Below are 12,898 nucleotides of genomic sequence, written 5' to 3'. Positions count from 1 at the left end.
ATGTTACTTCTGGAAATACTAGTCTTGTTCTTTAACAAATTTGGCTTTAGAAAGCCCTTGCCAAGGTAACCATTGATAATAAATCATTCCTTGAAGATCGGTCCGATAATAATTTATTTTTTGCTCCTCCAGCGTCGCTAATGTCTCCTGATGAGGATGTTTAAAACGATTATTCAGTCCAGCTGAAATCAATGCTTCTCGCGAATTAAGCTGTTTGATAAATCTTTTAGTAGACGACGTTTTACTACCATGATGACCGACTTTCAAGATGTCGATTTTCAACTGGGGATAGCGAGCCAACACTTGTTCTTCTCCTTCGGCTTCCAAGTCACCAGTAAATAAAAAATGCCGTCCGCCTAATTGTGTGGAAAACACTATCGAGTCATTATTGCCCCCAATACTGCTCTTATTTGGTGATAAAATTTGAAAAGAAACGGGCCCATTAATTCGCTTGGGCGCTAAAATTGGCCGACAGTCTGTCCCGCTTTTTTGGAGTTGTTTCAAGACTTGGCGAAACGAAAAATTGGCTTCAGCTGCTCCTTTAGGAAAATAAAGAACAGAAATTGGAACCTTCTGCGCAATGGCTAATAAATCGCCAAAATGGTCTTCATGTGCGTGTGTGATGATCACTTCATCTAAACGTTTGACTCCTTGACTTTTGAGAAAAGGAATCACTGAATATTCCGCTCCTGATCGACTATTTTTCCGTTGCCGCCAAGCTTCTTTGTCAAAAGACAACCGACCACCTGTATCGATCAGTGTATTTTTTCTGTGAAAAGGCGCTTGGATAAACAAACTATCCCCTTGGCCTACATCGATCATTGCAACAATGCCAATTGGCGAAAGGTATTTACTATTTATCAAAACAATTAGTAGTCCGATTGAGAAAAAAATTTTTTTAGACTTGTCTGCTAAATAAATCATTGAAAGTCCGATTAGTAATAACAAACTAATTTGTATCCAAGAATTTAAATAGCCGATGGTCAGCTTCGGATTTAAGTGAACTAGCACCCACTCAAATAAGCCATTCATTGTTAAAAATAGTGGTTCGAGCAAGGCTGCTAAATAACGTGCTGGCATAATAATCACTAGAAAAAAGCTCAACGTCAAAAGCGGTAACAAGAACCGTTCAAAAATTGGTAACAAGAGAAATGTTAAGAAACTTCCTAACAAGGGCCATTCATAAAATGATTGGACTAAAATAGGTAAGGAAGCCACAGCCAATAGGAAAGAGCCTAAACAATTTTTAATGAAAGGCGAAGAATAACCAACCAATGTTTGCTCTAAAAACAGCAGAACAAAAGAAAGTAAGTAACTAAATTGACCGCCGACTGAAAAAAAGAGGGTTGGCTGAACAATCAAGTGCACTAAGAGAGTTAAACTCCAACAATCGAGGGCCGGAACCTGCCAATTAAACCGTCGATTGAACGTATTGAGGTTTGTTTGTAAAAGCGCCCGCATGACACTGACTGAGAATCCTGTTAAACCAGCATATATCAGTGAAAAACCGCATTGCCACAAAAAATAACTTTCTTGCGTTCGGCGAGCAATTCTTAGCATTAGCAAGCGAAATAAACGAAGGAAAAAAGAAACGTGCATCCCTGACAAACTAAAAAGATGCAAAATGCCTAATGCTGAAAATTTATCGCTTATTTCAGCAAATTCTTCATTACGAAAACCTAAGAGCAACGCATTCATATACATTGCACTAGTCTCAACAAAATTTTTCTGAATATGTACCATCGCCCATTTCCGCCAGCCGCTAATGATTTCTTTAAACCGCCAAGAAAAAAAAGGACGCGGTTGTCCTATCTCCTCAATGAATAAAATAGCTTCGATTCCTTGATTCTTTAAAAATAGTTGATAATTGAAGCCATTTTTGTTGGTTTGACCTTGGGGCGAGTCTAAAATACCTACAGCGGTTGCCTGAATGGTTGTGGTTAGTTGTTGCCATTGCTGTTTTTCTTTCACACTTTTTAATTGATAAAATGCCAGTACTTTCTGCCTTTTGCCTTTTACGATCCAATTGGCAGGAAATTTTACTTGATCACCATCTACTTGTATTTCATCTGGTAATATCGTTAGCTGTCCTGACAAGCGGACTTCTTTAGGCAACAAAGAGACTGGCTTTAACCACTGGAAAATCAATATGCCCCCTACTATTAAAAAACTGCACAAAAAACCTCCCAATATAACAGGAAAACTTTTTGTACAGACAATACGGATAACAGTGATAGAAAAAAGAAGAGCTCCTAATAAACTAGGTGCGAAAAAACACCACAGTCCACAACTAGTCAGTAGAGCTACGAAGAACCAATTATTCCTCAGCTGAGGAAGGATTGTCCTCAAGTGTGGCAAATTCTTCTCCCCATTGTAATTCGGCAAAATATTTTGGTACTAAAGTCACTTTTTCAACCGTGGCTCCTACTTGTTCAATTAAATTTAGGGCGTACGCATCATTACGGTAATCCTTTAAATAATAAATCTTTTTAATCCCTGCTTGTAAAATCATCTTTGTACATTGCAGGCAAGGGAAATGTGTCACATAAATTTCTGCCCCTTCTGTAGGGACGCCAAACTTCGCACATTGTAAAATTGCATTCATTTCTGCGTGGATTGTTCGAACGCAATGATTATCAACAACATAACATCCTTCATCAATACAATGCGTTCCGCCACTGACTGAACCATTGTAACCTCCTGCAATAATTCGTTTGTCGCGAACAATGGTTGCTCCGACAGTTAACCGTGTGCAAGTACTTCTTAATGATAATAAGACGCTTTGTCCCATAAAATATTGGTCCCATGGAATTCGTTCCATAATAAACCTCCTTTATTTTTAATGACTCCTGTGTTCGATTTGCCAAATCATTTAATCTTATTACAAATAGTATGTTATCCGCATCCCATAGTCAAGAATTCTCAGGAATTTTCTGTTAAAAGTTAGCCAGTCACTGTCAACATGTCTTTTAAACGTTCTACTGTTTTCTCTCCAATACCTGGAACATTTTTCAGTTCCTCGACGGTTTTAAACGGTCCTTGTTCGTCACGAAAGCGAATAATCTCTTGTGCTTTTTTCGCACCGATTCCTGAAATCGTTTGCAGCTCTGCTTCTGTTGCCGTATTAAGGTTGATTTTTTCCTCCTGATTTTGCTGAGCAGGTGCTGATTCCTGCAGCGTTTCTAATGACTGTGCCACTGCTTCTCCTTTTTTGGGCACGTAAATAATCATTTGATCTTTTACTTTTTGAGCGTAATTGACCTGGGTAGTATCAGCTTCCTCGCTCACACCTCCAGCTAAAGCTAAAGCATCCCAAATCCGCTGCTGATTTTTTAGTTGATAGATTCCTGGTACTTTCACTGCGCCTTTAATATCAACATAGATCATTGTTTCTGCCCTTTCTTTTGTGGCATCTGTGGCGACCTCTGCCGTAGTGGTCAGGCTTGTCTCCTCCCACATTGTGGTGTCTACTCGTGGCTCCTTATTAACCATCAAATAAATGCCCACGAATAGAGTTATCAAAATAACTATAGACGCACCACTACCTAGCAATAGCCACTTTTTGGGTAACTGTTTCAACCAATCCATCGTTTGTCCTCCCTTCAAAATATAATTACGCATTTTTTAACAAAAAAATGCGCCTGGACCAAAAATCACTAGTAATTTTTGGTCCAGGCACACTTTTATTTTAATTTTTCTAGATAGTTCAAGGCATCTTGAACCGTTTTTACTGGGACAATTTTCATTTTTGTCCCAATTTTTTTCGCAGCTTCTTGTGCTTCTTGATAATTCGATTTGATTTTTGGCTCAACTTTTTTCATTTCTGAAGTTATTTCATCATCGGGTGCAAAGAAAATTTCTGCGCCGTTCTCACTGGCAGTTACAACTTTTTTGTCAATGCCACCGATTCTACCAACGATTCCTTGACTGTTCATCGTACCTGTTCCAGCAATTTCATGACCTTTACGTAAATCTTTATGACTTAATTGTTCATAGGTCTGCAAAGTAAACATTAAACCAGCCGATGGCCCACCAATATCACCCGCTTCAATAGATACTGGGATAGAAGAATCAATTTCTGTATGATCAGTCAAACCAATACCAATCCCCGCTTTTTTATCTGTTGGCAATTCAATTAATTTACCGGTCGCTTCTTTTGTTTTGCCATCTTGAATAAATTGAACAGTGACTTTTTGATTCACTTTTTGTGCTTTAATGTAATTCATTAATTCTTCACTGCTTTTAAAAGATTTGCCATCCACGCCTGTCACGGTATCGCCAACTTCAATTTTTCCTTTAAAACTTGAGTTGTCTTCCATCGCTAACACATAGACGCCTTTAAATTTCATCTCATATGGAACCTTCGCTAATTTTAAGGCTTGCTCAATTGCGGCGTTTTTTGAGGAATCCATATAGTATTGTTGAATTCGATTATATTCGCTATTACTACTATCTCCCATTAATTCTTTTTTGGACATGACTTCTTGAAAATCCGAAAAGTTTGCTTTTATGGCAGAAAAAATAGTGGCCGAACGAATGCCCACCGTTGTTAAATAAAAAGCACCTGACTGCGTATCTTTTTTTCCATCAACAGTTACAAACTCTTTTAAATTTTCTGTCGTTCCTGGTCCTTCAATATAATAAGGAATTGGGACGATAAACAAACCAATTAGCAGCAATGCCAATACCATTGGAATGAGTGATTTAAACGAAAATTTTTCTGTTTTTTTATTCATTATTTTAGCTCCAGTCATTCTTCTTTTGTTTTAACGCGTGATAAATATTGGGAGGAAGATAGTCAGACACATCGCCCCCAAAACGTAAAACTTCTTTTAGTAAACTGGAACTTACATGTGCATATGGTTCTTCTGCTAATAGAAAAACCGTTTCAATTTCTGGCGCCAGATGTTGATTCATTTTAGCAATGTCTTTCTCGTACTCGTAGTCTTTGACGTTTCTAATGCCACGAATCAAAAAATTAGCCCCTAATGATTTTGCACTTTCCACAGTTAACTGGGTTTCTTGCATGATAACACGCACATTTGGCATTTCTTTAGTTGCTTCTTCAATTAAATATTTTTTCTCTTCTGGCGTAAATAATGTTTGCTTACTTGTATTTATAAAAACGCCAATGATGACTTCGTCAAATAACTTCGCACTGCGTTCAATCAAATTTAAATGACCATTTGTCATCGGATCAAAACTTCCGGGAAATAGAGCAATTTTACGCATCTTACGCCTCCTGACGATAAATCGTTACTTGAGTGATTCCGTAAACGGTTTCTCTTGTTTTTTCTAGTGTACCAATCGTTTCCGGTAATTTGACAGTTTTATCTGTTTCACAAACGATAACGGCTTCGTTTGTTAATAACTGCCGTTCTAACATCTTTTCTAATTGTGAAACAATTTCTTGTTTGGCATAGGGCGGATCCAATAAGACCAAATCAAATTGTAGCTTCTCTTCATAAAACTGTTCTAAGGCACGATTAGCATCCATTTTTCTAACTTCAAATTTTTCTGGTTCTTTTGTAATCGCAATATTTTCTTTAATTACTTTTAGTGCAGCAAAATTCTTTTCAATACAAATACTTTTGTCCATTCCACGAGAAACGGCTTCAATCGCTAACCCGCCACTTCCTGAATATAAATCCAGCGCCATTCCACCTTCGAAATATGGACCAATCATATTAAAAATAGATTCTTTTACTTTATCTGTTGTGGGCCTAGTATTGTCGCCATCTAACGCTTTCAGGCGCCGGCCACCATATTCTCCAGAAATAACACGCATTGTTTCGACTCCTTTATCAATCATTCTTTTATAATTCATTATAACAAAAAGAGTGAAAAATGTTTGAAATTTCTCATAACATTTCTCACTCTTTTGCATTAGACATTCTCTGCTAAGCGAATCTCTGTAGATAATTCCTCTACTACATAGCCGTCGTCTTCTTGTTCTTGATAAGCCGCTTTGGTACCAATTTTTTCAGCAAAATTCATTTCGACATCTGGTCGATACGATTTATCGACACTACGAACAAAATGTAACTGATTAATTTTTTCCATGTTACTTTCAATATTTTCTTCATTCATGTAAATCACCACATATTTCATTTTTCGTGAAACATAGTGAATCAGTCCATATCGGCGTAACTGTTTTAACGGTTTTAATGTGTATACCCAAACAATTAGGCAACGACGCTCTTGAAGCGTAAATTCTTTTTCTTCTTTAGCTTGCATGGCAGCTTCCTCCACAACCTGAATGTTTCTTTCCTCGTTCAAAGAAAGGATTTCCAGCATCTACTTTAATATCTTCAGAAATTAGTTGCGCAATCTTTAAACCAATTGTATCTAGCAACGTTTGAACGTTTGTCTCAGCAAAACGATAATTTGCAACGATTTCATTTAAATCAAGCGCCCGCTTCGCTTTACGTAGGGCTCGTTGTTTCTCCCGAAAATCGGGTGCATGAATTCCATAAGCTTCTACTCGTTCAAAGGCTGACTTAGCTTCTAAAAATGCTTTTTGTAACTGAGCAACTTCCGCCGAAGCATACATAGCTTTTTTTGTTTCTTTATAGTTTTGAACAGCATCACTTTCTAAAAGTGCTGAAATTAAGCATTCTGTTTGATCTTCAATTGCAAATAAATGTTCTGTTACAATCATAACTTTTCACTACTCTCCGTGATTTGCCTATTTTCTGGTCGTTTCTCTAATAAGACTAACACACCTTCGTTGGAAAAGGCAACGCCCAATTCTGTCATTTCTGACTCAGCAAAATAGCTATCATATTGCGGGTCCGAAAACCATGACAAAATAGTAAAGGTACTATCATAAACAGGTTCTTGGAAAATACCTGCTGGTTCTCTCAACGAAAGTTTGCTCGTTTTAACTAATAAAGAAAATTCGTCCTTAGTCAAATGAAAGGGATGAATGGCTGTATGTTCCTCTCTCGTTTGTAACAATTCTGCTTGTCGATTTGCCGACAAAATTGTTGGTGTATGGTTAGCCATCGTTTGATACAATGTTTGGGCATCTTTTTGACTTTGTGTAGAGACTGAAAAAGCAGCTTGATTTTCTTGCTGTTTAACCAGATTCATGACATAAATCGCTTGGTTACTTTGAACAGGATCGAAGGTCATTGACTGCGTTATATCAACTGGCAAAGGAGAACCTTCATTTAATTGATACGGCATTTCCGTGAGCAACGTTTCTTTATTGACATAATTAACTGCCATTAAACCGCCTGTCCGCTGATTAAAAAATAACACTGCAAAACTGCCATTATCAAAAGCAACCAGTGGTCGATAGTTCATATCTTCTTCCATCAGCTCGACATCGTAAGCTTCATGATGAAAATTAAATGCAAAATTCGAATAAATCGTCATTAAATCAGACAAGTCAGCAAGCTTCATATCTATCTTAAACGGTTCTATCATTTTGTCATTGTTAAAGGCCTTAATTGCGATGACTTTATTTTCTCGAACGTTGACTTCTAAGTAATCATTCATCGTCAAACCGAACGTCCATAATTCATACGTACGACCTGTTTTAATTTTTTCTTTAGGATTGCCAAACTGGCGGATAAAGGTTTCCACATCTTTCCCTATGTATGCTGCGTAGCCAGAAGCTGGCAATTCTTCATGAGGAACAGCGGTGTGAGCGCTGGATAAGCGCCCACTTTGAGCTGTTTCGGTTGGTTTTTCAGCAGGGAAAAAAACTGGCTCTAAATATCCGATGAGTAGAACTGTTAAAAAAACAGCAGTAAAGGCCCAAAATCGCTTCATTTTTTCCCCTCTCATCTTATTTTTCTTTTACTTCTAATAACAAATCACCTGAGCTGATTGCTTCGCCTTCTTCAACATAAATGTGATCTACCGTGCCCGCAAAACGTGCTTCGATAGTCGTTTCCATTTTCATGGCTTCTGTAATCAGCAACGGCTGACCTTTTTCTACTTTATCGCCACGTTTGACCAATACTTGTAGAACAGAACCAGACATCGTTGCCCCGATTTGTTCTTTATTAGTTGGTTCCGCCTTTTGTTTAACTTGAACAGCTGACTTAATAGAGGCATCTTTAACTAAAACCTCACGACGTTGCCCATTCAAATTGAAGAACAAGACACGGTTTCCGTCAATATCAGGTTCGCCAATTTCATCTAAACGAATAATTAACGTTTTTCCTCGTTCAATTTGAACTTCCAATGTCTCTCCTTGACGAATACCATTAAAGAATGTTGGCGTATCTAATAAGGTTATATCTCCAAAGGTTTCGTATTTTTGACGATACTCTAAAAATACTTGTGGATACATTAAATAACTTAAAACTTCTTCCAATTTAGGTTGATACCCAATTTTTTCGGCTAATTCTTCTTGTACTTTCGCAAAATCAACAGGTGCTGCTAAGTCACCTGGCCGCTCTGTGAAGGCTGGTCGACCTTTTAGAATAATTCGTTGCAGCTCTTTCGGGAACCCACCAACTGGTTGACCTAAATCACCTTGGAAAAAAGTCACAACGGATTCAGGAAAACTTAGTTCTTCACCACGCGCATAAACATCTTGTTCTGTCAGATGATTTTGAACCATGAAGAGTGCCATGTCTCCCACGACTTTTGAAGATGGCGTCACTTTTACAATATCGCCAAACATCAAATTCACTGTGTGATACATTTTTTTGATTTCATCCCAACGGTGCCCTAAGCCTACCGCTTTTGCTTGCTGCTGTAGATTAGAGTATTGACCACCAGGCATTTCATGCATATAGACTTCTGTTTGCGGGGCATTTAAGCCATTTTCAAATGGTTGATAATACATGCGCACATCTTCCCAATAATGATTGATTTTCTGTGCATTATCAATGTTAATAGTTGGCGTCCGTTCACCATTGACTAAAGCATAATATAGACTGTTCATACTTGGCTGGCTAGTTGCGCCACTCATCGCACTCATTGCGACGTCAACAATATCAACGCCCGCTTTAGTAGCTGCTGAATATGTGATGATCCCATTGCCACTAGTATCGTGGGTATGGAGATGAATTGGTAAATCCGTGGCTGCCTTTAATTCACTAATTAAACGATAAGCAGCTTGTGGTTTCAATAAGCCAGCCATATCTTTAATCGCAATGATTTGTGCACCTAAATTTTCCAATTCTTTAGCCATATCAAGGTAATATTGAACATTATATTTTGCTCGGGCTGGATCATTGATGTCCCCAGTATAACAAATTGCTGCTTCCGCAATTTTTCCGGTATCCCGAACGACTTGAATACTTTTTTCCATTTGAGGAATCCAGTTTAAGCTATCAAAGATTCGGAAAACATCGACTCCTTGGCGAGCAGATTCTTTAATGAATTCTTCAATAACATTATCAGGGTAATTTTGATAGCCTACCGCATTAGAACCTCTGAACAGCATTTGTAAAAGTGTATTTGGCATCAACTGACGAATTTTTCTTAAACGTTGCCATGGGTCTTCGGTTAAGAAGCGATAGGCAACATCGAACGTAGCGCCACCCCACATTTCACTAGAAAACAGCTCAGGCAGGGCTACATCAGTTAGACCAGCAATTGCTTTAAAATCTTGTGTTCTCACACGAGTAGCTAATAAACTTTGGTGCGCATCACGGAACGTGGTATCTGTCATTAATACACTTTCTTGATTCTTAACCCAATCGATGACGGCGGTTGCTCCTTGAGCGTCTAGAATATTTTTAGCTGTGATCACTTTTTCTGGAACTTCAATATCTGTCGGCACGCGCGGGGCTTCAAAATATTTTTTCTCCGTTCGTTCAATGCCAGGGAACCCATTGACCGTTACTTCTCCAATGTATTTCATCGTTTTATTGCCACGATCGCGCATACGAGGAAATTCAAATAATTCAGGTGTATTATCAATAAAGGTTGTTTTGGCTTCGCCAGATTGAAACGCTGGATAGCTCACAACATTTTGTAAAAACGGAATATTTGTTTTCACGCCACGAATCCGAAATTCTTTTAAGCAGCGTTGCATTTTACTGATTGCCTGTTCAAAAGAGAAACCATGCGTACAGACTTTAACCAATAAAGAATCAAAGTAAGGCGTCACAGCGTAGCCAGAATAAGCATTTCCTACATCTAAACGCACACCAAACCCACCTGGTGAACGATACGTATCGATTTTCCCTGTATCTGGCATAAACTGGTTCAGGGGATCTTCAGTCGTAATCCGACATTGAATAGCCGCGCCTTTTAATGTCAATTCGTTTTGTTTTGGCAAATGCATATCTTTATGCAAATCAAGCCCTTGTGCAATTTGTAATTGAGAGATCACAATATCAATATCTGTAATCATTTCTGTGATAGTATGTTCTACCTGAACACGAGGATTCACTTCAATAAAATAAAACTGATCCCCTTCTACTAAAAACTCAACCGTTCCCGCATTCACGTAGCCGACATGCGCCATTAACTGCACAGCAGCCGAACAAATGGCTGCTCGTTGTTCTTCATTCATTGATACACATGGTGCGACTTCTACCACTTTTTGGTGGCGTCGTTGAACGGAACAATCACGTTCAAATAAATGCAAGACATTCCCATGATGATCGCCTAAAATTTGTACTTCGATATGTTTAGGATTAGAAATATACTTTTCAACATAAACCTCGTCAGAACCAAAGGCTGCTTTCGCTTCGCTTTTTGCTCTTTCGTAACCTTCTCGTGCTTCCTTGGCATCGTGGGCAACGCGCATCCCGCGACCGCCGCCACCTAAAGCAGCTTTAATCATGATAGGAAAGCCATGCGTTTCACCAAAAGCTACGACCTCTTCCACCGTTGCTACTGGCCCGTCTGAGCCTGGGATCGAAGCAATCCCCGCAGCTACAGCTGCTTCTTTCGCTTTAATTTTATCGCCAAAAATATCTAAATGATGTGTTTTAGGTCCGACAAAAATGATTCCTTCTTCTTCACAACGTTCGGCGAAGCGTAAGTTCTCTGATAAAAAGCCATAACCAGGATGAATGGCATCTGCTCCCGATTTTTTGGCAATTTGGATAATATTTTCAATGTCTAAATAGGCTTCAATTGGTTTTTTCCCCTTACCAACTAAATACGCTTCATCTGCTTTGAAACGATGAACAGAATACTCATCTTCTGCAGCATAAATCGCTACTGTACGGATATCTAATTCTGTACAAGCTCTAAAAATTCGAATCGCAATTTCGCCACGATTGGCAACTAATACCTTTTTCATAACGTCACTCCTACCATCAATTTCCTTCAAATTTATTGGTTCTGTTCTAAAGATAAATAGTACTCATTTTCTAATTTCTGACGTGTTTCATCTGCACTGATATTCAGGACAAAGGCCACAGCAATCGAAATAATCAGCAAACTATTCCCACCTTGACTCAAGAACGGGAAAGTAATTCCTGTTAATGGAATAATCCCAGTAATCCCACCAACATTAATAAAGACTTGAATTAATAACATTGTACCAATTCCAATACACATTAGTGAATTAAAAGGTTTCTTCGAGCGTACACCGACTAAAATAATTCGCGCAATCATAAACATCAACAATCCTAAAATCGCTAGACCGCCGATAATGCCTAACTCTTCTAAAGTAATCGCAAAGATAAAGTCCGTATGTGCTTCTGGTAAAAAGCCTTTTTTCTGAACACTATTCCCTAGACCTTTGCCAAACCAGCCGCCATTACTGATTGCATAATAAGAATTAGCTAACTGATGGCCTAAGTTCCGTTCATCTAAAAATGGATTTTTAAAAACAGCAAAACGATTATAAATATATTGATAACGTGCTGGGAAAATTTTCCCTTTAGACATAATTAATAACTGAATAGCCGTGATACTACCTAAAATGCCCAAGCCACCGACCAAGTAGGTATACATATAATTAATCCCACTTGCTAAAACCATCACGATGGTAATTAATGTTAGAATGGCCGCATTCCCGAAGTCAGGCTGGATTGCAACTAGAGCAATTAATACAAAAACGAGCATCAACGGGCGCCCGGCAGCTTGTTTAAATTGATCCATGCCTCCATTAATTGTCTTTTGTCGCCGTGCTAAAATATAAGACAGATACCAGACAACCATAATTTTTAAATACTCAGCTGGTTGCATCGAAAATCCACCAATCTCAATCCAACCACGTGCGCCGTTAATTTCTTTCCCGATACCAGGAATCCGAACGGCTAAAACCATAACCGTAATTACTGCAATGGCAAACATGATAAAACTTCGATTCTGGAAAACGGATGTTTTCATCTTATAAATAAAAAACATTGCAACTAACCCTACTACCCAAAAGGCAACCTGGTTAATAACGAATGACGTAGGTGAAAAACCTTTCATTACTTGTAATGCGGATGTGGAACTATATACCATAATCAATCCCACGATACTTAAAATTAAATATGGAATAAAAATACTATAGTCTAGCAAATGCCGTTTCTTTACTTTGTTTGGCAAAGCTTAACCCTCCTTGCCAATCTCGTTTTTTTCTTGTGTTTCTTCATAAACATCTGTATATAATTGATTCAATTCGCGTTCTAAATCACTTAGTAAGCGATGTCCTTCATCATTAGTTAAAATCCCCAAACGGGTCGCATAGGTCACTTGTCTTGAAAAACCATACATTTGTGTATCCACCACTTCTTCAAATGCTTTACATTGAGAAATGCACAAACTGTTTTTTTGATTACGAATAAGCATTTTAATGCGTTCTGCATCGTCTTCTAATAATTGAATGGCAAATTTCTTTGAAATTCCTTCGTCCATTTGTACAGAACCTCCCTATCTTAATTAAATAATTATAACATAATTCTCAGTTAGATACATGATGATTTCAGAAAATTTCCTTTAAGAAATTTTCTAAAACCAAGCGATATATTAAGTAAGA

General features: G+C 38.1%; 12 protein-coding genes. All 12 read right to left on the bottom strand.

The genetic code is table 11. From position 1 onward, the window contains the following. Positions 1-18: 18 nt before the first annotated feature. A complete protein-coding gene (locus IGI97_RS04645) occupies positions 19-2,283 on the bottom strand; it encodes a DNA internalization-related competence protein ComEC/Rec2 (RefSeq protein WP_438738786.1) in 2,265 nt (754 codons plus the stop codon). Between the two features lie 34 nt (positions 2,284-2,317). Beyond that, entirely contained in the window at positions 2,318-2,821 is a 504-nt protein-coding gene (locus tag IGI97_RS04640) for a ComE operon protein 2 (RefSeq protein ID WP_002356697.1), read from the bottom strand. 122 nt (positions 2,822-2,943) lie between these two features. Continuing rightward, the gene (locus IGI97_RS04635; RefSeq protein WP_016634873.1) at positions 2,944-3,621 is read right to left on the bottom strand and encodes a helix-hairpin-helix domain-containing protein; all 678 of its coding nucleotides are present in this window, start codon (positions 3,619-3,621) and stop codon (positions 2,944-2,946) included. A gap of 62 nt (positions 3,622-3,683) precedes the next feature. Next, on the bottom strand, positions 3,684-4,754 hold the full coding sequence (locus IGI97_RS04630) for a SepM family pheromone-processing serine protease (protein ID WP_002394720.1): 1,071 nt from the start codon (positions 4,752-4,754) through the stop codon (positions 3,684-3,686). Beyond that, on the bottom strand, positions 4,741-5,232 hold the full coding sequence (coaD, locus tag IGI97_RS04625) for a pantetheine-phosphate adenylyltransferase (protein WP_002356693.1): 492 nt from the start codon (positions 5,230-5,232) through the stop codon (positions 4,741-4,743). The genes IGI97_RS04630 and coaD overlap by 14 nt, the downstream gene beginning before the upstream one ends. Position 5,233: 1 nt before the next feature. Further along, positions 5,234-5,827 (bottom strand): 16S rRNA (guanine(966)-N(2))-methyltransferase RsmD, encoded by a 594-nt coding sequence (rsmD, locus tag IGI97_RS04620; RefSeq protein ID WP_077932795.1) that lies wholly within the window; start codon positions 5,825-5,827, stop codon positions 5,234-5,236. A gap of 59 nt (positions 5,828-5,886) precedes the next feature. Further along, positions 5,887-6,237 carry a YlbG family protein gene (locus IGI97_RS04615; protein WP_002359714.1) on the bottom strand — a complete coding sequence of 117 codons (351 nt, stop codon included), beginning with the start codon at positions 6,235-6,237 and terminating at the stop codon, positions 5,887-5,889. Then, the gene (locus tag IGI97_RS04610; RefSeq protein ID WP_002356689.1) at positions 6,227-6,661 is read right to left on the bottom strand and encodes a YlbF family regulator; all 435 of its coding nucleotides are present in this window, start codon (positions 6,659-6,661) and stop codon (positions 6,227-6,229) included. The genes IGI97_RS04615 and IGI97_RS04610 overlap by 11 nt, the downstream gene beginning before the upstream one ends. Beyond that, the gene (locus tag IGI97_RS04605) at positions 6,658-7,782 is read right to left on the bottom strand and encodes a CAP-associated domain-containing protein (RefSeq protein ID WP_080390954.1); all 1,125 of its coding nucleotides are present in this window, start codon (positions 7,780-7,782) and stop codon (positions 6,658-6,660) included. Before IGI97_RS04605 ends, IGI97_RS04610 begins: the two co-directional genes overlap by 4 nt. 16 nt (positions 7,783-7,798) lie before the next feature. Next, a complete protein-coding gene (locus IGI97_RS04600; protein WP_033788125.1) occupies positions 7,799-11,227 on the bottom strand; it encodes a pyruvate carboxylase in 3,429 nt (1,142 codons plus the stop codon). 32 nt (positions 11,228-11,259) lie between these two features. Then, entirely contained in the window at positions 11,260-12,468 is a 1,209-nt protein-coding gene (locus tag IGI97_RS04595; RefSeq protein WP_002356686.1) for an FtsW/RodA/SpoVE family cell cycle protein, read from the bottom strand. 3 nt (positions 12,469-12,471) lie between these two features. Beyond that, the gene (locus IGI97_RS04590) at positions 12,472-12,777 is read right to left on the bottom strand and encodes a YlaN family protein (RefSeq protein ID WP_002356684.1); all 306 of its coding nucleotides are present in this window, start codon (positions 12,775-12,777) and stop codon (positions 12,472-12,474) included. Between the last annotated feature and the right edge of the window lie 121 nt (positions 12,778-12,898).

The organism is Enterococcus sp. DIV2419, assembly GCF_051711865.1.
GTDB classification, from domain to species: Bacteria; Bacillota; Bacilli; order Lactobacillales; family Enterococcaceae; genus Enterococcus; species Enterococcus faecalis.
This window is presented reverse-complemented; position numbering and strand designations above follow the sequence as displayed.